The 20,885-nt window shown below is 52.2% G+C and carries 19 protein-coding genes; 10 read left to right on the top strand and 9 right to left on the bottom strand.

Annotated features, from left to right (window positions below):
- Nucleotides 1-115: 115 nt before the first annotated feature.
- Complete coding sequence (locus ACLJRE_RS22015) at nucleotides 116-307, bottom strand: YfgG family protein (protein ID WP_000075924.1); 192 nt, start codon at nucleotides 305-307, stop codon at nucleotides 116-118.
- A gap of 178 nt (nucleotides 308-485) precedes the next feature.
- Here ACLJRE_RS22015 and ACLJRE_RS22010 point away from each other — a divergent pair, with 178 nt between their 5' ends.
- A complete protein-coding gene (locus tag ACLJRE_RS22010) occupies nucleotides 486-623 on the top strand; it encodes a hypothetical protein (protein ID WP_031603429.1) in 138 nt (45 codons plus the stop codon).
- Nucleotides 624-719: 96 nt separating this feature from the next.
- Nucleotides 720-2,933: a sensor domain-containing phosphodiesterase gene (locus tag ACLJRE_RS22005; protein WP_023212328.1), complete on the top strand. Its 2,214-nt coding sequence runs from the start codon at nucleotides 720-722 to the stop codon at nucleotides 2,931-2,933.
- A 35-nt stretch (nucleotides 2,934-2,968) separates the two neighbouring features.
- Here the strand turns inward: ACLJRE_RS22005 and ppx are convergent, their stop codons facing one another.
- From ppx to purM, 4 genes are all read right to left on the bottom strand, one after another.
- Nucleotides 2,969-4,510 (bottom strand): exopolyphosphatase, encoded by a 1,542-nt coding sequence (gene ppx, locus ACLJRE_RS22000; RefSeq protein ID WP_001123330.1) that lies wholly within the window; start codon nucleotides 4,508-4,510, stop codon nucleotides 2,969-2,971.
- Between the two features lie 4 nt (nucleotides 4,511-4,514).
- The gene (gene ppk1, locus ACLJRE_RS21995) at nucleotides 4,515-6,581 is read right to left on the bottom strand and encodes a polyphosphate kinase 1 (RefSeq protein WP_000529555.1); all 2,067 of its coding nucleotides are present in this window, start codon (nucleotides 6,579-6,581) and stop codon (nucleotides 4,515-4,517) included.
- A 188-nt stretch (nucleotides 6,582-6,769) separates the two neighbouring features.
- Nucleotides 6,770-7,408: a phosphoribosylglycinamide formyltransferase gene (gene purN / locus ACLJRE_RS21990; protein ID WP_001028588.1), complete on the bottom strand. Its 639-nt coding sequence runs from the start codon at nucleotides 7,406-7,408 to the stop codon at nucleotides 6,770-6,772.
- On the bottom strand, nucleotides 7,408-8,445 hold the full coding sequence (purM, locus tag ACLJRE_RS21985) for a phosphoribosylformylglycinamidine cyclo-ligase (protein WP_023212329.1): 1,038 nt from the start codon (nucleotides 8,443-8,445) through the stop codon (nucleotides 7,408-7,410). Before purM ends, purN begins: the two co-directional genes overlap by 1 nt.
- A 412-nt stretch (nucleotides 8,446-8,857) precedes the next feature.
- Between purM and upp the strand changes: the two genes are divergently transcribed.
- From upp to ACLJRE_RS21970, 3 genes are all read left to right on the top strand, one after another.
- The gene (upp, locus tag ACLJRE_RS21980) at nucleotides 8,858-9,484 is read left to right on the top strand and encodes a uracil phosphoribosyltransferase (RefSeq protein ID WP_000706208.1); all 627 of its coding nucleotides are present in this window, start codon (nucleotides 8,858-8,860) and stop codon (nucleotides 9,482-9,484) included.
- An 87-nt stretch (nucleotides 9,485-9,571) separates the two neighbouring features.
- The gene (uraA, locus tag ACLJRE_RS21975) at nucleotides 9,572-10,861 is read left to right on the top strand and encodes a uracil permease (protein ID WP_023212330.1); all 1,290 of its coding nucleotides are present in this window, start codon (nucleotides 9,572-9,574) and stop codon (nucleotides 10,859-10,861) included.
- Between the two features lie 94 nt (nucleotides 10,862-10,955).
- Nucleotides 10,956-11,657, top strand: coding sequence for a DnaA inactivator Hda (locus tag ACLJRE_RS21970; protein ID WP_061835882.1), 702 nt, complete (start codon nucleotides 10,956-10,958; stop codon nucleotides 11,655-11,657).
- Between the two features lie 26 nt (nucleotides 11,658-11,683).
- Here ACLJRE_RS21970 and arsC read toward each other — a convergent pair whose 3' ends face one another.
- Nucleotides 11,684-12,043, bottom strand: a complete 360-nt coding sequence (arsC, locus tag ACLJRE_RS21965) for an arsenate reductase (glutaredoxin) (protein ID WP_000132650.1) — start codon at nucleotides 12,041-12,043, stop codon at nucleotides 11,684-11,686.
- A 39-nt stretch (nucleotides 12,044-12,082) separates the two neighbouring features.
- A complete protein-coding gene (bepA, locus tag ACLJRE_RS21960) occupies nucleotides 12,083-13,546 on the bottom strand; it encodes a beta-barrel assembly-enhancing protease (RefSeq protein ID WP_000489631.1) in 1,464 nt (487 codons plus the stop codon).
- A 207-nt stretch (nucleotides 13,547-13,753) separates the two neighbouring features.
- On the opposite strand from bepA, the gene ACLJRE_RS21955 reads away from it, so the two are divergent.
- The 4 genes from ACLJRE_RS21955 to ACLJRE_RS21940 all read left to right on the top strand — a co-directional run bounded on the left by ACLJRE_RS21955 (nucleotide 13,754) and on the right by ACLJRE_RS21940 (nucleotide 18,766).
- Nucleotides 13,754-14,821 carry an AI-2E family transporter gene (locus tag ACLJRE_RS21955; protein ID WP_000892056.1) on the top strand — a complete coding sequence of 356 codons (1,068 nt, stop codon included), beginning with the start codon at nucleotides 13,754-13,756 and terminating at the stop codon, nucleotides 14,819-14,821.
- Between the two features lie 276 nt (nucleotides 14,822-15,097).
- On the top strand, nucleotides 15,098-16,285 hold the full coding sequence (locus ACLJRE_RS21950) for a sugar diacid recognition domain-containing protein (protein WP_001533732.1): 1,188 nt from the start codon (nucleotides 15,098-15,100) through the stop codon (nucleotides 16,283-16,285).
- Between the two features lie 67 nt (nucleotides 16,286-16,352).
- Complete coding sequence (locus tag ACLJRE_RS21945; RefSeq protein WP_000200859.1) at nucleotides 16,353-17,621, top strand: GntP family permease; 1,269 nt, start codon at nucleotides 16,353-16,355, stop codon at nucleotides 17,619-17,621.
- Nucleotides 17,622-17,626: 5 nt separating this feature from the next.
- Complete coding sequence (locus ACLJRE_RS21940; protein ID WP_000706384.1) at nucleotides 17,627-18,766, top strand: glycerate kinase; 1,140 nt, start codon at nucleotides 17,627-17,629, stop codon at nucleotides 18,764-18,766.
- Between the two features lie 46 nt (nucleotides 18,767-18,812).
- Here ACLJRE_RS21940 and bcp read toward each other — a convergent pair whose 3' ends face one another.
- Nucleotides 18,813-19,283 carry a thioredoxin-dependent thiol peroxidase gene (gene bcp / locus ACLJRE_RS21935; RefSeq protein ID WP_001068686.1) on the bottom strand — a complete coding sequence of 157 codons (471 nt, stop codon included), beginning with the start codon at nucleotides 19,281-19,283 and terminating at the stop codon, nucleotides 18,813-18,815.
- Nucleotides 19,283-19,855: a glycine cleavage system transcriptional repressor gene (locus ACLJRE_RS21930; RefSeq protein WP_000189061.1), complete on the bottom strand. Its 573-nt coding sequence runs from the start codon at nucleotides 19,853-19,855 to the stop codon at nucleotides 19,283-19,285. Before ACLJRE_RS21930 ends, bcp begins: the two co-directional genes overlap by 1 nt.
- Before the next feature lie 145 nt (nucleotides 19,856-20,000).
- Here ACLJRE_RS21930 and dapA point away from each other — a divergent pair, with 145 nt between their 5' ends.
- Nucleotides 20,001-20,879 (top strand): 4-hydroxy-tetrahydrodipicolinate synthase, encoded by an 879-nt coding sequence (dapA, locus tag ACLJRE_RS21925; RefSeq protein ID WP_000494020.1) that lies wholly within the window; start codon nucleotides 20,001-20,003, stop codon nucleotides 20,877-20,879.
- The last annotated feature ends 6 nt before the right edge of the window (nucleotides 20,880-20,885 follow it).

Here is a 20,885-nt window from a genome sequence, read left to right as displayed (position 1 = left end):
CATTAGATAGTACGATGCTTTGTTTTTATCGGTTCATGCTAAGCCAGGGAAGGGAAAACAGAGTTCTGGATAACACAGTAAGCCTGTGACGATAATATCGCCAACGGATAACAGCTTAACGTTGTCCCGGCGTGGTGACAGAAAGCGATGACTGTTGCGCTTCTTTTTTATCCTGATGGTGCTGCCAGGCGCCGATAGAAGAGTAGACGAAACGTCCAAAGAAGAAGAGAAAACTGATAAGCAGTACGATACGGGTCATGCGAGTGTTAAATCGATGTCGTTTTCGCATACTGTTGGCCTGACTCACAAAGGGTTCCTTAACGTTGGCCCAGCGATATGGGCGGGATCAGGCTGGGTTCTTCAAGGGTATTATCAAGGCGAAGAACGTAACAAGCCTGCGTTCACTCTACATTAAGGCATACTGCGAACCGATGGTCAATTCCTCTTAATGTAAAATTGCGTCAGTTGATTTATCTTATATTGTTATGGAAGATAATTTTAGTATTTACATTAATAATAAATTAATGATAACAAAGAATAAAAAGACGAATAAAGGCGGCAGGAGAAAGGTAATAATTGACTTAAATCAAATGTTACTTTTGTTTAATAATTACAATCGATGACTATCGTGTGATGTATATCGCATCATCAATTTAAAGTCAGGTGGGATGCCTGTCTGTTAACGCCCCTTTGGGATTGGGGGGTTCTGCTGAGCATCTATGAAACTAAATAAAACTTATATAAATATCAGAGATAAATGGTGGGGACTACCGCTCATTCTCCCTTCGATTTTACTACCTGTTTTAAGTAGCGCAAATACTTATGCGCTTACCAGCACTGGAAATGTGGTTCTTTTTTACCTGCCGTTAGCTTTTATGCTTAGCCTGATGCTCTTTTTCGGCTGGGCAGCACTGCCGGGCATTGTGCTTGCTATCTTCTGGCGCAGATACCCGCAGACAGGTCTGTATGAAACCCTTTCTGTGACGATGCACTTTATCATTACTATCGTGCTAAGTTGGGGCGGCTATCGTGTCTTTTCCCCCCGGCGAAATAATGTTTCCCACGGCGACGCCCACCTGTTGTTTCAACGAATGTTCTGGCAGGTATTTTGTTCAGCAACATTATTTCTGGTCATCTACCAGTTTGCCGCTTTTGTTGGCATGTACGAAAGTAAAGCCAGCCTGATGGGGGTAATGCCCTTTAATATCAACACGCTGATTAATTACCAGGCGTTACTGGTCGGTAACCTTATCGGCGTGCCATTGTGCTATTTTATTATTCGTACTCTCCGCAATCCGCTGCACCTGCGCGGGTATTATCAGCAATTAAAGCTACAGATTGATAGCAAGGCCACTAAAAAAGAGATCGTTATTTGGCTGGCCGTATTGACTACACTAATGTTTATACTGTGTATGCCATTGACTGATAATAGCTCAATATTTAGTACTAACTATACACTTTCGTTATTATTGCCGGTCATGCTGTGGGGCGCGATGCGCTATGGTTATAAGTTTATTTCAATTATCTGGGCCGTCGTGCTAATTACGTCAATTCATTATTATCAGCGTTATATGCCCTGGTATTCAGGTTATGATACGCAATTAGCGATTACCTCTTCGAGCTATCTGGTTTTTTCTTTTATTGTTAATTATATGTCTGTACTGGCCACGCGCCAGCGCGTAGTGAGTGGTCGCGCACGGCGGCTGGCCTATCTTGACCCGGTTGTACATCTTCCCAATTTACGTGCGTTAAACCGCGCGCTCCAAAATGCGCCCTGGTCTACGATCTGTTTTTTACACGTGCCGGGTCTGGAGCTATTGGGTAAAAATTATGGCGTCATGCTACGCATCCAGTATAAGCAAAAGCTCTCTCACTGGATTACGCCGATGTTGGCCTCAAATGAGTGTGTCTACCAGATGTCAGGGCACGACCTGGTGCTGCGTCTTAATACAGAGGCGCATCAGCAGCGTATTGAAGCGCTGGATAAACATATTAAGCAGTTTCGGTTTATCTGGGACGGACTGCCGCTACAGCCGCCTGTCGGCGTGAGCTACTGCTGCGTGCGTTCTCCGGTTAGCCACCTTTATCTTTTGCTGGGCGAATTAAGCACCAGTTCCGATCTTTCGTTGACGACTAACGCGCCGGAGGATTTACAGCGGCGTGGCGCAATGCACCTGCAGCGCGATTTGAAGGGCAGAATTGCAATGATGAATCGGCTGCAACAGGCGTTGGAGCACGATCATTTTTTCCTGATGGCGCAGCCTATTTTCGGTGTTCGTGGGGACGTTTACCATGAAGTTTTACTGCGACTCAGGGATGACAACGGCGACGTTATCAACCCGGACAATTTTTTACCCGTGGCGCATGAGTTTGGTTTGTCTTCCGCTATCGATCTTTGGGTGATTGAAAACACGCTGCGGTTTATGGCGGCCAGCCGGGAATATATGCCCGCGCATCGTTTTGCCATTAATCTGTCGCCAACATCGGTATGTCGCGCCCGTTTTCCTGCAGAAGTTAAGCAGTTGCTTAAACAATATCAGGTTGAACCCTGGCAACTGGTTTTTGAGGTAACGGAAAGCAATTCTCTCACCAATGCTGAGCAGGCGCAGTTGACGCTGGGACAGCTACAGCAGTTTGGCTGTCAGATAGCGATTGATGATTTCGGTACAGGCTACGCCAGCTATGCGCGGCTGAAAAACGTTAACGCCGATATTCTTAAAATTGACGGCAGTTTTATTCGCAATATAGTGTCAAACAGTCTCGATTATCAGATCGTGGCTTCTATTTGTCATTTAGCGCGAATGAAAAAAATGCAGGTCGTCGCGGAGTATGTCGAGAGCGAAGAAATACGAAGCGTCGTGCTGTCGTTGGGGATCGACTATCTTCAGGGATATTTAATTGGCGAGCCGCAGCTATTATCTGAGATTCAGTAAAGGCAGACGCCGCGGCGCGGCGTCTGATCCACAATTTACGCGGCGATCTCCGGCGAGCTTTCTTCCTCAATATTGAGACGCCAGCCAGTTACCGCTTCCCAGTACTGCTGTTCTTTTTCCAGATCAAGCAGTACCAGCGCATTCTGGCTGAACCAGTCATGCGGAAAACATAACGTCCAGTGGCTGTCATCGGTCGTTAGCCGCAGCGTCGGCGGCGTGGTGGTCGCCTGTCGCTGATTGTTCAGTAATACGCCCAGCCGAAGTAGCTGAATTAACGGCAGATACTGTTTTTTCTTAAACAGCGTAAAGCGGGGCATATCATCCAGTTTTATGGCTTTACGATGATAACGCACCAGCGTCGCCATCATCATTTGCTGCTCCTGATTAAAGCCGGGCAAATCGCTGTGTTGCAGAATATAAGCCGAATGGCGATGTAAACCGCTGTGATTAATATTCAGTCCAACCTCATGCAGCATTGCCGCCCAACGGAGCAACGCTTCAAGCTGCGGATGCGCCAGTTTTGGCTGCTGGGCCTGCCACTGCTCGTACATCTGCATGGTGGTTTCCAGCACGCGTCTGGCCTGTTCTCTGTCAATGTTGTATTGATTGGCCAGACTTTTTGCGGTACGGCTGCGAACATCCTGATGGCGGAAGCGGCCTTCCATTTCATACAGCACGCCTTCGCGCAATGCGCCGTCGGAAAGGCGAAGCTCGCGGATAGCCAGAGCATCAAAAACGCCGCACAGAATCGCCAGGCCCGGCACAAAGACCGCTTTTCGTTCTTCAGACAGACCCGGCAGGCTGAGCGCATTAAAGGAGCGGTGCTTCAACACTTCTGACTTCAGTTTATCGAGGCGCTCCGGCGTAATGAAGCCATCTTTCTCACCCAGCGCCAGGAGAACTTCATGAGCGGCCTTAATCGTACCGGAAGCGCCCATCGCCACGTTCCAACCCTGAATACGATACTGCCAGGTTAAGGTTTCCAGTTTTTGCGCTGCCGCCATTCGGGCGCGCTGGAAGTTTTCTTTATTGATAACGCCGCCGGGAAAGTAGAGCTGCGCGAAGCTCACGCAGCCCATACGACGGCTTTCAACCAGCCTGGGTTCGAAGTTTTCGCCAATGACCAGCTCTGTTGACCCGCCGCCGATATCGATCACCAGCTTGCGGCCTTTTTCCGGCTGCGTATGTTCTACGCCCATAAAAATCAGGCGCGCTTCTTCGTTACCGGAAATAATCTCTATCGGGTAGGGAATAACCTTTTCCGCGCGTTTGAGAAAATCAGCGGCATTTTGCGCCTGACGTAACGTATGGGTGCCTACGATACAGACGCTGGAAGGGGAGAAACCTTGTAAGCGTTCAGCAAACAACGACAGACAGCTAAGCCCTCGTTCCATGGCTTCTTCGCTGAGTTTGTTATCCGCGCCCAGCCCGTCCGCCAGATGGACGCGCTGTTTTAAGCGCCCGATAATCTGCATTGCGCCGTCAACCACGCGGGCAATGACCATATGAAAGCTGTTTGAGCCGAGATCGACCGCAGCGAACTCCTGCGGGCGAGGGGATTTATCGTAAATTGGCATAGCGTTAGTCTGGTTGCTCGAGTGATTTGATGTAGTCATAAATTGCCAGCTGCGCCTGAACTTTACGGCGATTGCCGCGCGGCACGTAGCGGTTGCTGAGTTCTTTATCGATAAAACGCGCTTTTACCGTGTCGCTAAACAGAATGTCAATGATATCCAGGACGCGTTGTTTAAGCCGCGGGTCGAGGATAGGCGTAGCGACTTCGATACGGTAGTCAATATTACGCGTCATCCAGTCAGCTGAAGAGAGCCAAACTTGCTTATCACCGCCGTTTTCGAAAATATAAACCCGATCGTGTTCCAGATAGCGATCCACGATGCTAATCGCGCGAATATTATCGCTAATGCCTTCCAGCTGCGGAATAAGAGAACACATACCGCGCACCAGCAGATTGACCTGGACGCCCGAACCCGACGCGGCGTATAGCCTGTCGACCAACCCTTTATCGACCAGGTTGTTAAGCTTTAACGTAATCCCTGACGGTAAGCCTTGCTGGGCATTGGCGATTTCACGATCGATCATCTCATACAGCAGACGCCGTGAGTTTTGTGGAGAAACCATCAAATAATCGAAAGTGACCGGGCGATAGGGGTTTTCAATAAAATTAAAGACCCGACGCACTTCATTGGTAATGCGCGCATCGGCGGTCAGCAGCGAATAATCGGTATACAGCCGCGCTGTTTTTTCGTTGAAGTTACCGGTGCCGATATGCGCATAACGCACCACGTCATCGCCCTCTTTTCGTGAGATGAGGAAGAGTTTGGCGTGAATTTTCAGCCCAGGCGCAGAGAAAATAACATGGACGCCCGCTTCGGTTAACCGCTTGGCCCAGTGAATATTCGCCTCTTCATCGAAGCGCGCCTGCAACTCCACCACCACGGTGACTTTTTTGCCGTTATGGGCGGCATGGATCATCGAGTCAATAATGCGCGAGTCTTTCGCTACGCGATAAATATTGATTTTGATCGCCAGCACGCTTGGGTCAAACGACGCCTGGCGCAGCAGTTCCAGTACATGTTCAAAGGTGTGATAAGGATAATAGAGCAGCACATCACGTTCGCGAATCGCGTCAAAACCGTTACGAAACTTCTCTTTATCAAACCAAAGATGGCGTAACCGCGGTAACGGTTTATTGACCAGGTTGGCTTTACCGACATTCGGAAAATTAATAAAGTCTTTAAAATTGTGGTAGCGCCCGCCGGGTACGATTGAGTCATACCGGGAGATCGTCAGTTTTTCCCGCAGCACGTCGACCAGCGCGGCGGGCATATCGCGTTGATAGACAAAGCGCACAGGTTCAGCAGTCAGGCGCTGCTTCAGGCTGGAAGACATCAGCTCCATCAGACTGGATTCCATCTCATGCACCAGGTCATATTCGGCATCGCGGGTCATTTTCATCGAATAGGCATTAAGCGCGTCATAGTCGAAGAACCCTTTAAAAATGTCATCCAGGCAGTAGCGCAGAATATTATCCAGAAGAATCATCGGCTTGCGTCTGCGCGGTGTCTCCGGCGGCAGATTAACGAAGCGTGGGACTTTGTCGGACGGTATCTCCAGCAGCGCATAGTTGATGGTATCGCCGCGGATAATCTCCACCGCCAGATAGGTGTAATCATCTTTTAAAAACTGAACAAGATCCGTCTCCCGGTTAATGAGAATCGGGGTAATATGCTGGCGCAAATAGTGCTTAAAATAGTGGCGCAACCAGCTTTGTTGGTTCACCGAGAGCTGACGCTCGTTGATCAGAAAGATTTGATTACGCGCCATTTCCAGCAGTAATTCGTTGTACAGGCCGTCGAACTCCTGGTCTGCTTTCAACACGCGGGACTGAATTTTGCCTAACAAATGGCGTGAATGAGAATTTGAACCCTGTTCTTCGCTGATAATAATGCGTCGTTTCAGTTCAGCGAAACGCACTTTGTAGAACTCGTCGAGGTTATTAGAATAGATTCCCAGGAACCGCATCCGCTCAATCAACGGGTTGGATTTATCCGCTGCTTCCTGTAACACGCGTTCGTTAAATGCTAACCAGCTCAGTTCTTTCTCGATATATAGCTTTTCCTGACCCATTACTACCTATACTCCGTTTTATTCACGGGACACTGCCTGATGATTATGGCGAGCATTACGCGTTAATGTCCAACTGCGCCAGAAAAATATGACAATAAACTGATAGCATAAAGGAAGGGAAAAGAGTAGGCCGGATAGGCATTTATGCCGCCATCCGGCAAGCAGACGCAGTCCTGTTCGATGACGTATTATTCGTCAGACGCATAACCTTGCGGCGGCAGACGACGCCCGTCCAGCCAGGCGGCGTTATCGCGCATCTTTAGACGCCCCTGCGCAAACCAGCCAATCACCAGCGGATAAATCGCATGTTCCTGAGTTTGTACGCGTGCGGTGATATCATCTTCGCTGTCGTCGGCAAAAACCGGCACCTTCGCCTGGAGAATGACCGGGCCGCCGTCGAGTTCGTCTGTCACGAAATGCACCGAGGTACCGTGCTCCTCATCGCCGTTTTCCAGCGCCTGGCGATGGGTATGCAACCCCGGATATTTTGGCAGCAGGGAAGGGTGAATGTTCAGCAGACGCCCGTAGTAGTGCGCGACAAACATCGGACTCAGAATACGCATAAAACCGGCCAGCACGACCACATCGGGCGCATACGCGTCTATCTTGCGAATCAACTCGCGATCGAAGGCGTCGCGGCTGTCAAACCGATCGGCAGTCAGCGCTTGCGCCGGAATGCCGGCTTCTCTGGCGCGTTCAAGGCCGAACGCGTCGGCCTTATTGCTGAATACTGCCCTGAGGGTGCCTTTAATTTTCTTCGCTTCGCAGGCATCGATAATCGCCTGTAAATTGCTTCCATTGCCGGAAATCAGCACCACAATATTCATTATTCAATAACCACACGCTGTTCGGAATCAGAGGCTTTGATGATACCGATTTTCCATGCGTTTTCACCTTTCTCGTTTAGCAGAGCAAGCGCTTTGTCCGCTTCCGGAGCGGAGAGCGCAATCACCATGCCGACGCCGCAGTTAAAGGTACGGTACATTTCATGTCGGCTGACATTACCGGCGGTTTGCAGCCAGGTAAAGATGGCGGGCCACTGCCATGACGACTCATTAATTACCGCCTGGGTATTCTCCGGCAGAACGCGCGGAATATTTTCCCAAAAGCCGCCGCCGGTGAGGTGGGCGATAGCGTGCACATCGATGTTTTCAATCAGTTCCAGAATCGATTTTACGTAGATACGGGTCGGTTCAAGCAGATGATCGGCCAGCGGCTTCCCTTCCAGCAGAGTGGTTTGTGGGTCGCAGCCGCTAACGTCAATAATTTTCCGCACCAGCGAATATCCATTCGAGTGCGGGCCGCTGGAGCCGAGCGCAATCAGCACGTCGCCTTCGGCAACCCGGGAGCCGTCGATGATTTCTGATTTTTCGACTACGCCGACGCAAAAACCCGCCACATCGTAATCTTCGCCGTGATACATGCCCGGCATTTCCGCCGTCTCGCCGCCGACCAGCGCGCAGCCGGATTGCAGGCAGCCTTCGGCAATACCGTTGATCACGCTGGCGGCGGTATCGACATCCAGTTTACCCGTGGCATAGTAATCGAGGAAAAACAGCGGTTCCGCGCCCTGAACGACCAGATCGTTTACGCACATCGCCACCAGATCAATACCGATAGCGTCGTGACGCTTTAAGTCCATCGCCAGGCGAAGTTTGGTGCCTACGCCGTCAGTGCCGGAAACCAGTACCGGTTCACGATATTTTTGCGGCAACGCGCACAGCGCACCGAAACCGCCCAGACCGCCCATAACCTCCGGGCGGCGAGTTTTCTTCACTACGCCTTTGATTCGATCAACCAGAGCGTTACCCGCATCAATATCGACGCCGGCATCTTTATAGCTAAGAGAGGTCTTATCGGTCACTGCCTGGTTCCCCACGTTTTTTCTTGCGGTAAAAGTTAAATTCGGCGCAATTCTAACAGGGAAAGCAAACGTTTGCGAGCGTGGTCTGCGCCCTGGATATCCGGGCGATTTTTTTGGCATGGTTTCGGTCGCTGCTTGAAAATTTCTCTGTTGGTAAAAAAGAAAAGGATATCCAGCACTTGGTTTACGACAGGTGGTCTGGACAGGCCATTCATCCTTAAAATTGCTAAGATTCAAACGGTTGTTAGCCTTTATCGCCTGTTTCAACGTGAGTGATTTATACTCACTTTTCCGCTATCAGCGCTTTTGGTTGATCCAGGTCAAGCATACATTGTGTTGCGCCAGAGAGGAAAAGCGGTATAATCCGGCGATTTTTTTGTGGTTGCCAGTCATCTGAGGATAGGAGAAGAGTATGAAGATCGTGGAAGTCAAACACCCACTCGTCAAACACAAGCTGGGTCTGATGCGTGAAAACGACATTAGCACTAAACGCTTTCGTGAACTCGCCTCAGAAGTAGGCAGCCTGCTGACGTATGAAGCGACAGCCGACCTGGAAACGGAAAAAGTCACCATCGAAGGCTGGAATGGCCCGGTGGAAATCGACCAGATCAAAGGTAAAAAAATTACCGTTGTGCCGATTCTGCGCGCGGGTCTGGGCATGATGGAAGGCGTTCTGGAAAATGTACCGAGCGCGCGTATCAGCGTAGTCGGGATGTACCGTAACGAAGAGACGCTTGAGCCAGTACCTTATTTCCAGAAACTGGTATCGAACATTGATGAGCGCATGGCGCTGATCGTCGACCCGATGCTGGCGACCGGCGGTTCTGTCATCGCGACCATCGACCTGCTGAAAAAAGCAGGCTGTAGCAGCATTAAGGTGCTGGTGCTGGTCGCCGCGCCGGAAGGCATTGCGGCGCTGGAAAAAGCGCACCCGGACGTTGAACTGTACACCGCCTCTATCGATCAGGGGCTTAACGAGCACGGATACATTATTCCGGGGCTTGGCGATGCCGGCGATAAGATTTTTGGTACCAAGTAAGTGAATAAATAATTAAAAGCCGACTTTAAGAGTCGGCTTTTTTTTGAATAAAACAACTCATAACAAACACACTTAGAGGAAAACACTATGACGCGCCGTGCTATCGGGGTGAGTGAAAGACCGCCGCTTTTACAGACAATCCCGCTTAGTTTACAGCACCTTTTCGCCATGTTTGGCGCGACCGTGCTGGTGCCAGTTCTGTTTCATATCAACCCCGCGACGGTGCTGTTGTTTAACGGTATCGGAACGCTGCTGTATCTCTTTATCTGCAAAGGTAAAATTCCGGCCTACCTCGGATCGAGCTTTGCCTTTATTTCCCCGGTACTACTGCTGTTGCCGCTGGGTTATGAAGTGGCGCTGGGCGGTTTTATTATGTGCGGCGTGTTGTTCTGTCTGGTTTCTTTCATCGTTAAAAAAGCGGGCACCGGCTGGCTGGATGTGATGTTCCCGCCTGCGGCAATGGGCGCAATCGTTGCCGTTATCGGTCTGGAGCTGGCTGGCGTCGCGGCGGGGATGGCCGGATTGCTGCCTGCGCAAGGGCAGTCGCCGGACACGAAAACAATTATCATCTCCATGGTCACGCTGGCGGTGACGGTGTTCGGCTCCGTACTGTTTCGCGGTTTCCTGGCGATCATTCCGATTTTGATCGGCGTGCTGGCGGGCTATGCGCTGTCATTCGCGTTGGGGGGGGTCGATACCACGCCGATTGCCCAGGCGCACTGGTTTGCGCTACCGACTTTCTATACGCCGCGTTTTGAATGGTTCGCGATCCTGACGATTCTGCCCGCGGCGTTGGTCGTGATCGCCGAGCATGTCGGTCATCTGGTGGTGACGGCGAATATCGTCAAAAAAGATCTGGTGCGCGATCCCGGTTTGCACCGCTCGATGTTCGCTAACGGACTGTCGACGATCGTCTCCGGTTTCTTCGGCTCCACGCCGAATACCACCTATGGGGAAAATATTGGCGTCATGGCGATCACCCGCGTTTACAGTACCTGGGTTATCGGCGGCGCGGCGATTTTCGCCATTCTGCTTTCCTGCGTCGGCAAACTGGCGGCGGCGATTCAGATTATCCCGTTACCCGTGATGGGCGGCGTCTCGCTGCTGTTGTACGGCGTCATCGGCGCGTCGGGGATTCGCGTATTGATCGAATCAAAAGTCGACTACAACAAAGCGCAAAACCTGATCCTCACCTCGGTGATTTTGATCATCGGCGTGAGCGGCGCGAAAGTGCATATCGGCGCGGCAGAATTGAAAGGGATGGCTCTGGCGACCATCGTCGGGATTGGCCTGAGCCTGATTTTTAAACTGATTAGCCTGTTGCGTCCGGAAGAAGTGGTACTGGAGGCAAATGATGCGGAGTCTCCGCATCAGTAACGGGTTGCCGGGCAGCGATGCTGCCCGGTTCTATCTCAAGGGAATTATGTGGTAAACTCAGCGCGATTTTATGTCATCCTGGGTTGAGGTATCTCTGAACACACCGGCACAGCTCTCTTTGCCACTTTATCTTCCTGACGACGAAACTTTCGCAAGTTTCTGGCCGGGGGATAACGCCTCTCTACTGGCCGCGTTACAAAACGTGTTGCGCCAGGAACATAGTGGATATATCTACCTTTGGGCGCGTGAAGGCGCGGGCCGCAGCCATTTGCTGCACGCCGCCTGCGCTGAACTGTCGCAGCGTGGAGATGCGGTAGGCTACGTCCCGCTCGATAAACGCACCTGGTTCGTGCCGGAAGTGCTCGACGGTATGGAACACCTCTCGCTGGTGTGTATTGATAACATTGAGTGTGTTGCTGGCGATGAACTGTGGGAGATGGCGATCTTTGATCTCTATAACCGCATTCTGGAGTCCGGTAAGACGCGGTTATTGATCACCGGCGATCGTCCGCCAAGACAGTTAAATCTGGGCTTGCCCGATCTCGCTTCCCGTCTGGACTGGGGGCAAATCTATAAACTCCAGCCTCTTTCCGATGAAGACAAACTTCAGGCGCTACAGTTGCGCGCCCGGTTACGGGGGTTTGAACTGCCGGAAGATGTCGGGCGGTTTTTACTCAAACGTCTTGATCGCGAAATGCGCACGCTGTTTATGACGCTGGATCAGCTCGATCATGCGTCGATCACTGCCCAGCGAAAACTGACGATCCCGTTTGTCAAAGAGATCCTGAAACTGTAATACGCCGCGACGGCGGCGTTCAACGGTTAACCGAGGATGTCCAGCACCTGCTCAGGCGGTCGGCCAATGCGCGCCTGACCATTTGCCACCACAATGGGGCGCTCCATCAGTTTAGGGTGTTCAACCAGCGCCTGGATTAACGCCTCTTCACTCAGCTGGCTATCCGCCAGATGAAGCGTTTTATAGAGATCTTCTTTCTGGCGCATCAGTTCGCGCGCGCTGGACATGCCCAACATACGCAGCAGTTCTCGCACGGTGGCGGCGTCAGCGGGCGTATCCAGATAAAGCACCACTTCCGGTTCCACGCCGTTAGATTTCAGCAGGTTCAGCGTGTCGCGGCTCTTCGAACAGCGCGGGTTATGGTAGATTTTAATCGTGTCGGTCATGAGTTCTCCTTGTGACGCCATCCGGCTAATAAACGGCGATTACATTTTCGTGTATGGCTTGAAGCGTTCCTGTAACTGGCGCAACTGGTCGATACGCGCATCGTAACGCGCCTGTTGCTGGCTACCCAGTTTTGCCTGGGCGCTGGCGCTACTGAGCAGTGAAATTGCCTGATCCAGTCGTCCCGCCAGCGCATAACTTTCAGCGCGCGCCGCCAGCTCCTGATCGCGGTTGTTCAGCGCGGCTTCGGCCTGAGCAAGCAGATCCCAGCCGTTACCGTCATCTTTATGGCTAAAGGTGTAGCGATTCAGAATGGTTTCCGCCGCTTTGGGCTGGCCTCCCTGGAGGTACGCATTGGCGAGGTTTAACTGCAGCACAGGATTAACGCGCAGATCGCGGGCATTTTTCAGGCGATTAATCGCGTCGTTGGCTCTTTTCTGCCCCAGGTCAATATCGGTGGCGAGGTCAAGATACCAGGCATTGTTCGGTTCCGCGCTTAACAGCGGCTGCAACGTTTTGCGCGCTTCATCGTATTTGCTCGCTTCCATCGCCTGCAACGCCCGGCCATATTGCGCCGCATGTTGCTGACGCACGTTGCCTTTAGACCACTGATCCAGCAGGTCGCTGGTAAGCTGGTTACGTCCGGAATTGTACATTCCCAGGGCGCGCGCTTTGGCGAGATAAAAGTCGGCGGAAGATTGCACCACGACCGGGCGCATCTGGTTGGCACGGTTGCGGGCATCCGCAAGGCGGCTTTCCGGTAAGGGGTGAGTGAGCAAAATTTCAGGCGGACGCGTGGAGTAACGCGCCTGGTCGAGCAGTTTTTCGAGGAAAGAGGGCATCGCCTGTGGGTCAAATCCGGCGCGTTGCAGTACCTGAATACCAATACGGTCGGCTTCTTGCTCATTTTGCTGGGTGAAACTTATCATTCCCTGGCGCGTTCCCGCCAGAGTACCGGTTAGCGCCGCCATACCGGCTTGTGGGCTGGCCATGGCCAGCAAAATGGAACCCAGCGCGCCCACCCAGGTAAGCGGCGCGCTGCGCTTTTGATCTTCCATCGCGCGCGCCAGATGGCGCTGCGTCACGTGGGAGATTTCATGCGCCATGACTGAAGCTAGCTGGCTTTCGTTATCCGCGTAGCGAAAAAGTGCCGAGTGCAGCACCACATTGCCGCCAAAGAACGCGAACGCGTTGATTTCGTCATTATTGATCAAGAAAAAATGGAAGGGCGTTTTGACGGAGTCGGCGTGCGAGACCAGACGCATACCCAGCGCGTTAATGTATTGCACCAGCAGCGGATCGTTGATTAACGGCGCGCTGCCGCGTAGCTGGCGCACATAAAAGTCGCCCATTTGCATCTCTTGTCCGATAGAAAGCGTGCTTCCTGCCGAGGTTCCCATATCGGGCAGCGTGTCGGCAGGGTCGGCAAATGCGGGCGCGACCTGACCGAGAGCCAATGCTGCAATGAGGGTTGCCACCAGGTTTTTTTTCAACTGCCTGAACATAACCTCTATCCTGTTGTTTTGAGATAGCCCTTTGACCAACGTCGTGAAATATCGTTCCACGCTCCGACACTTCATAAGTGTAACTGTGATGAGCACAGACTCACTATTTTAGTTTCCTGAATCAACGATAAAAAGCGAAGTCTTTTTTGTGACATTTCGATACAATTCGGCATCACAATCCCGCAGTTGAGTTCTGGGAAGGGTTTTATGCTCGAAATGTTAATGCAATGGTATCGCCGTCGCTTCAGCGACCCGGAGGCGATTGCCTTGCTGGTTATTCTGGTGGCTGGTTTTAGCATCCTCTTTTTCTTTAGCGGCCTGTTAGCGCCGCTGCTGGTCGCTATCGTACTGGCCTACCTGCTGGAGTGGCCGACGGCGCGCCTGCAGGCGATTGGCTGTTCCCGGCGCTGGGCAGCCTCCATTGTCCTTATCCTCTTTGTCGGCATTCTGTTATTAATGGCGTTTGTGGTGATGCCGATTGCCTGGCAGCAGGGTATTTACCTGATTCGTGATATGCCCGGTATGCTGAATAAACTGTCCGATTTTGCCGCGACCTTGCCGCGACGCTATCCGGCGCTGATGGATGCGGGCATTATTGATGCGATGGCGGAAAACATGCGTACCCGGATGCTTAACATGGGCGATTCGGTGGTGAAGTATTCGCTGGCTTCGTTAGTCGGGCTACTGACGCTGGCGGTATATCTGGTGCTGGTGCCGCTGATGGTCTTTTTCCTGGTAAAAGATAAAGAGCAGATGTTGAATGCCGTGCGCCGCGTGCTGCCGCGTAATCGCGGGCTGGCGGGGCAGGTGTGGAATGAGATGAATCAGCAGATCACCAACTATATCCGTGGAAAAGTGCTGGAGATGGTGGTGGTGGGCGTGGCGACCTGGCTGGGCTTTTTGCTGTTTGGCCTCAACTATTCGCTACTGTTGGCGGTACTGGTGGGCTTTTCGGTCCTGATCCCCTATATCGGCGCCTTTGTGGTGACAATTCCGGTGGTGGGCGTCGCGCTGTTTCAGTTTGGCCTGGGGACGGAATTCTGGAGCTGTTTTGCCGTTTATCTGATTATTCAGGCGCTGGATGGCAATCTGCTGGTACCGGTACTTTTCTCCGAAGCGGTGAATTTGCATCCGCTGGTGATTATTCTGTCAGTGGTGATTTTCGGCGGTCTGTGGGGTTTCTGGGGAGTGTTTTTCGCCATTCCATTGGCGACGCTGATTAAAGCCGTTGTCCATGCCTGGCCGGATGGTCAGGTGACAGATGCCTCATCCTGAGCGGTCTGTACAAAAGTTGTAAAGCGTGAACGACATCATAGTGCCCTGCCGCCATTTTGCGCGTGCCTGATGAGGGACAAGCGCTTAGAAAGCCGCTCTTTTTTTTAATGCCGCACTGTGTTGCGGCATTTTTATTGTCGGAACCTACAAAATTCTCGCTGTAAAGCCGCCAAAATTTGGTGACTTAACCTAAGCATTCTTCTGAGAAATTCGTTAATAAGTGACATCATTGATGCGAGATTGCTTTTTTAATGTAAAGCGATAACGAAACAGGGAATGAGTGTGTTGAGAAAACATTACTTGAAAGGGTATACCGCGCGGCAAATTGTACAGCGAGCCATGAAAATTATTCCTTACTCGGTAAACGTCATGGATGAACATGGCGTCATTATCGCGTCTGGCGAACCTTCGCGGCTTCGCCAGCGTCACGAAGGGGCCATTCTGGCGCTGAAGGAAAACCGTATTGTAGAAATTGATTCCGCTACCGCCAATCAGCTAAAAGGCGTGCGATCCGGCATTAATCTTCCCATCTCTTTTCATGAACAGCTTATCGGCGTGGTCGGCATTACCGGCGAGCCGGAGGAGGTTCGCGCGTATGCCGAGCTGGTTAAAATGGCGGCGGAGCTGGTGATCGAGCATATGGTGCTGATCGAACAGCGACAGTGGGATAAACGCTATCGCGAAGAGCTGATCAACCAATTGATTTTGCGAGAAAATTCAACAGAGTCGTTGCGCTCCATGGCGGCCTATCTGGGCATTGATCTGGCGGTTCCCAGAGTGGTGCTGATTATTGAACTTTCCCAGCCGGATCGCGAAGCGCTGCGCAATGTAATGGATTATTTCGAGAATCACGCGCGCAACCATTTGGTGACGTTTACCGAATTTAATGAATTAATCATTATTAAGCCTATCACGTTAAAAGAGGGAAAGTGGAATACCCGCCAGGAAATGGGCGAATTGCAGATTTTTAAATCATGGGCTGCATCATCGGGCTTTAGCCGTATTTTGGTTGGGGGTTATTTTGCCGGCGAGACGGGATTGCACCGATCTTTGCTCACTGCGAGAGCCACGCAGGCGATGGCGAAAAGACAAAAGCTGCGCAGCCAGTACATTTTTTATCATGACCACGCGCTTCCCGCGCTGCTAAGCGGGCTGTCTGAAAGTTGGCAAGTGCAGGAGTTATCGCGTCTGTGGCTGCAACTGGCGCAACATGACGCGAAAGGCGTATTGCAACAGACGCTGCGAACCTGGTTTGAACATAATTGTGACCTGACGCAAACGGCCAAAGCATTGCATATTCATGTGAATACATTGCGCTATCGCTTACAGCGCTGTGAGGATATTACGCACATAAAAATCAACGAGTTAAAAAGTACGCTTTGGCTTTATATCGGTATGGAGCTCCAGGCCGAATCTGTACCGTCCGACAAGTTACCGCTGCCTGGTCGAATCGAAATTTGTTGAAAGCTCCAGCGGATTTTTAGGCGGTTTTTTCCATACTGCGCGCTCCATGTTAAAGGAGGCGCAGTATATGACGTCGATATCCACCCTGGGAGCCATTGCCGCATTGGTTGTGGCCATCGTATTAATTTTAAGAAAAGTGTCGCCAGCCTACGGCATGATGGCGGGCGCGCTGGTCGGCGGTTTGATTGGCGGCGCCGATCTTCTGCAAACCGTGTCGCTGATGGTGTCAGGCGCGCAGGGCATCGTTAATGCCGTATTGCGTATTCTGGCCGCAGGCGTACTGGCGGGCGTATTAATTGAGTCCGGGGCGGCGAATACGATTGCTGAGACGATTGTCCGCAAAGTGGGGGAAACCCGGGCATTATTGGCATTAGCCATTGCCACACTATGTTTGACCGCCGTCGGCGTATTTATTGATGTGGCGGTGATTACCGTCGCGCCGATTGCGCTGTCGATTGCGCGTAATGCTGGCCTGTCAAAAAGCGCTATTCTGCTGGCGATGGTTGGCGGCGGCAAAGCGGGTAACGTGATGTCACCTAACCCGAACGCTATTGCCGCCTCCGATGCGTTTCATGTTCCTCTTACCTCTATTATGCTGGCGGGCGTGGTTCCGGGCATCGTTGGGCTTATTATCGCCTATCTGTTAGCGAAACGGCTGAATAATAAAGGCGCGGGCGTCGCCGATCATGAAGTGACTCACCATGATGACTCCGTCGCCAGACCCGGTTTTCTGGTGGCGATTAGCGCGCCGCTGGTCGCTATTTTCCTGCTTTCTCTCCGTCCGTTTGCCGGCATTTCCATTGACCCGTTAATTGCCCTGCCCGTAGGGGGATTGGTCGGTCTGCTGTTGATGGGACGCGCGCGCCACTGTAACCAGTACATGGTCGCTGGTCTGATGCGTATGGCGCCTGTCGCTATTATGTTGCTGGGAACCGGTACGCTGGCCGGCATTATCGCTAATTCCGAACTTAAAGATGTCCTGATTCATGGCCTCACCGCTTCGGGATTGCCGTCCTGGCTGCTGGCGCCCGTGTCTGGCGCCATGATGTCAATGGCGACGGCCTCAACCACGGCGGGAACGGCGGTGGCGTCCGGCGTTTTCTCTCCCACGTTACTTGAACTTGGCGTTTCCGCCCTGGCGGGAGCCGCTATGATCCATGCGGGCGCCACGGTGCTGGACCATCTGCCGCACGGCAGCTTTTTCCACGCGACGGGCGGCAGCGTCAATATGCAAATTCATGAACGTTTAAAGCTAATGCCGTATGAAACGCTGGTGGGGTTAGCCATTACCTTTATTTCTACTCTGATGTTCGGTTTCTTTGGTTTTGCAGGATAATCCCTATGAAAATTGTTATTGCTCCTGATTCATTTAAAGAAAGTTTGTCCGCAATGGCGGTCGCTGAGGCGATAGAAAAGGGGTTCCGCGAAATTTATCCTGACGCCGACTACGTTAAAGTGCCCATGGCGGATGGCGGGGAAGGAACCGTACAATCAATGGTGGAGGCCAGCGGCGGGCGTTATGTCGACCAGTGGGTACAAGGCCCGCTTGGGCAACCGGTGACCGCGCGCTGGGGAATGCTGGGCGATAGCGATACCGCCGTGATTGAAATGGCGGCGGCATCCGGGCTGCATCACGTTTCGCCTGAATTGCGCAACCCGCTTAATACCACCAGCTACGGCACCGGCGAGTTAATCGTCGCGGCGCTGGAGCGTGGCGTAAAGCGTATTATTCTGGGAATTGGCGGCAGCGCGACGAATGACGGCGGCGCGGGGATGATGCAGGCGCTTGGCGTTATATTGCGTGATAAACAGGGGCGCTCGCTTTCTCCGGGCGGCGAGGCGCTGGCGGCGCTGGCCTCTATCGATCTGTCCGGTTGTCACCCATTGCTGCGTAAGGTATCGATAACCGTGGCGTGCGATGTCAACAATCCGCTATGTGGTCCCCAGGGCGCATCGGCCATTTTTGGCCCACAAAAAGGGGCGACAGCGGAAATGGTGAACACCCTGGACGCGGCGCTGGAAAACTGGGGCCGACATATTTATCAGGCTACGGGACGTGAGGTGATTAACGCTCCCGGCGCGGGTGCGGCAGGTGGAATGGGCGCCGCGCTTTTAGGATTGCTCAATGCGGAATTACGCGCCGGCGTAGAGATTGTTGTGGAAACGCTACAGCTTGAGCAGGCGGTTAAAGATGCCGATCTGGTGATTACCGGAGAAGGGCGGCTGGACAGCCAAAGTATTTGCGGCAAGACGCCGATTGGCGTCGCCAGAGTGGCGAAGCGGTATCATAAACCGGTTATCGCGCTCGCCGGTGGGCTGCAACACGATCATCACGTTGTGTATCAGCAGGGTATCGATGCGGCGCTGTCGATTTTGTCGCATATCGTTACGCTGCCGGAAGCCTTACACGAGGCGGAATATAACCTGAGCCTGTCGGCGCGCAATGTGGCGGCGATATGGCGTCTGGCGCGGCAAGCCTGACGGCGCATTCCCTTTCCAGGCCGCACATCAGCGCGGCCTGAGGCTTTTACGCGTTTTCTTTCAGCCAGTTCAGCACCACATCATGGTGATTGCTGGTTTTAAAATCATTAAAGACGTGTTCAATCTTACCATCAGCGTCAATCAAAAAGCTGATGCGGTGAATGCCGTCATACGTTTTGCCCATAAACGACTTTTCGCCCCAGACGCCGAACTGTTCACACACCTGATGGTTTTCATCGGACAAAAGGGTAAAGTTCAGCAGCTCTTTTTCAGCGAAACGGGAGAGTTTTTCAGGTTTATCGGTGCTGATGCCCAGCACGTCCACGCCTGCTTTTTTGAGCTCGTCCATGTTATCGCGTAAGCCGCAGGCCTGCACGGTACAGCCGGGTGTCATGGCTTTTGGGTAGAAATAAACCAGAACGCGCTGTCCCTGGAAGTCGGTCAAATTTACTTGTTCCCCGTCTTGATCCGGCAAGCTAAATTTCGGTGCGATATCACCGGCTTTCAGTGGATTCATTACTTAACTCCATCCTGTTCATCATGTTGTGAGTAATTGACGACGTTTATACTGCCTTGCGCATTGAGTTCTGTACATAGTGCTTTAAAGGCTTGCTCAATATTTGCGGAATTTTGCGACGCCGGGCTATGTGCGGTGATTTGAATAAATAATTGCGCAGCTTTATCACCTTCAGCCGGCTGCGTGCGGGAGACCAGCTCCGCAATATTCATTTCATGACTATTAAACAGCGCGGTGAATCGCTCAATTAAATGCGGGGAGTCGGCGACCTCAACCTGAACCCATACCGTCGCGGGCATTGCCGGGCGGGGGCGGTCGGACGTCCGTTTCATCACAATCAGCAGATCCAGCTCCGCGCCTTTTAACGGCAATGTCGATTCAATCAAGGTAATCGCGTTCCACGTGCCGGACAACAGCATAATAAACGTGAATTCATCGCCCAGCATCGCCAGTCGGCTGTCTTCGATATTACAGCCGCAACTGCTGACATGGCGAGTAATGGTATTCACAATACCGGGCCTGTCGGCGCCCAGCGCAGTGATAACCAAATAGTGTTGTGATGACGGTGTCAAACCAGTTATTCCTTTGAGCGGTGAGGTAATCTTAAGGAAACCATAAAAAAAACCTGCATACAACAATCAGAACGGCTTTGGTCGCTTGCTTTTATTGCCATACCAAACGTACCATTGAGGGACTTGTTTGCACAGAGGATGGCCCATGTTCACGGGAAGTATTGTCGCGCTTGTTACGCCGATGGATGAGAAAGGTAATGTCAGTAGGTCTTGCCTGAAAAAACTCATTGATTATCATGTCGCCAACGGTACCTCGGCGATTGTTTCGGTTGGCACCACCGGCGAGTCTGCCACGCTAAGCCATGATGAACATGGCGATGTCGTGATGATGACGCTGGAACTGGCTGACGGACGTATTCCGGTTATCGCCGGCACGGGCGCAAACGCGACCGCGGAAGCGATTAGCCTGACGCAGCGTTTTAACGATAGCGGCATTGTTGGCTGCCTGACGGTAACGCCGTACTACAATCGCCCCACGCAGGAAGGTTTGTTCCAGCATTTCAAAGCCATCGCGGAACACACTGACTTGCCGCAAATTCTGTATAATGTGCCGTCCCGTACCGGTTGCGATATGTTGCCGGAAACCGTGGGTCGTCTGGCGGAAATAAAAAATATTATCGCTATCAAAGAGGCGACAGGGAACTTAACCCGCGTTCACCAGATCAAAGAGCTGGTTTCAGACGATTTTATTCTGCTTAGCGGCGATGACGCGTCTGCGCTGGACTTTATGCAACTGGGTGGTCATGGCGTGATTTCCGTTACGGCTAACGTAGCGGCGCGCGAGATGGCTGACATGTGCAAACTGGCGGCGGAAGGGCAATTTGCCGAGGCGCGCGCTATCAACCAGCGTCTGATGCCGTTACACAACAAACTATTTGTCGAACCCAATCCTATCCCGGTGAAATGGGCATGTAAGGCATTGGGTCTTGTGGCGACCGACACGCTGCGCCTGCCAATGACGCCTATCACGGACCATGGTCGTGACATCGTCAAAGCAGCGCTTCAGCATGCTGGCCTGCTGTAAAGTTTA

Source organism: Salmonella sp. SAL04157 (assembly GCF_046551635.1).
In the GTDB taxonomy this organism is placed as follows: Bacteria; Pseudomonadota; Gammaproteobacteria; order Enterobacterales; family Enterobacteriaceae; genus Salmonella; species Salmonella enterica.
Note: the sequence above shows the minus strand (reverse complement) of the source record. Positions and strands in the feature narration are given on the sequence as shown.

Bases quoted from the DNA above. Each gene is read 5' to 3' on its own strand.
- ACLJRE_RS22010 (WP_031603429.1), top strand. From the start codon at position 486: ATGGAAGATAATTTTAGTATTTACATTAATAATAAATTAATGATAACA.
- ACLJRE_RS21940 (WP_000706384.1), top strand. From the start codon at position 17,627: ATGAAAATTGTTATTGCTCCTGATTCATTTAAAGAAAGTTTGTCCGCA.
- ppk1 (WP_000529555.1), bottom strand. From the start codon at position 6,581: ATGGGTCAGGAAAAGCTATATATCGAGAAAGAACTGAGCTGGTTAGCA.
- ppx (WP_001123330.1), bottom strand. From the start codon at position 4,510: ATGCCAATTTACGATAAATCCCCTCGCCCGCAGGAGTTCGCTGCGGTC.
- uraA (WP_023212330.1), top strand. From the start codon at position 9,572: ATGACGCGCCGTGCTATCGGGGTGAGTGAAAGACCGCCGCTTTTACAG.
- bepA (WP_000489631.1), bottom strand. From the start codon at position 13,546: ATGTTCAGGCAGTTGAAAAAAAACCTGGTGGCAACCCTCATTGCAGCA.
- ACLJRE_RS22005 (WP_023212328.1), top strand. From the start codon at position 720: ATGAAACTAAATAAAACTTATATAAATATCAGAGATAAATGGTGGGGA.
- arsC (WP_000132650.1), bottom strand. From the start codon at position 12,043: ATGACCGACACGATTAAAATCTACCATAACCCGCGCTGTTCGAAGAGC.
- ACLJRE_RS21955 (WP_000892056.1), top strand. From the start codon at position 13,754: ATGCTCGAAATGTTAATGCAATGGTATCGCCGTCGCTTCAGCGACCCG.
- bcp (WP_001068686.1), bottom strand. From the start codon at position 19,283: ATGAATCCACTGAAAGCCGGTGATATCGCACCGAAATTTAGCTTGCCG.
- purN (WP_001028588.1), bottom strand. From the start codon at position 7,408: ATGAATATTGTGGTGCTGATTTCCGGCAATGGAAGCAATTTACAGGCG.
- ACLJRE_RS21950 (WP_001533732.1), top strand. From the start codon at position 15,098: ATGAGTGTGTTGAGAAAACATTACTTGAAAGGGTATACCGCGCGGCAA.
- upp (WP_000706208.1), top strand. From the start codon at position 8,858: ATGAAGATCGTGGAAGTCAAACACCCACTCGTCAAACACAAGCTGGGT.
- dapA (WP_000494020.1), top strand. From the start codon at position 20,001: ATGTTCACGGGAAGTATTGTCGCGCTTGTTACGCCGATGGATGAGAAA.
- ACLJRE_RS21945 (WP_000200859.1), top strand. From the start codon at position 16,353: ATGACGTCGATATCCACCCTGGGAGCCATTGCCGCATTGGTTGTGGCC.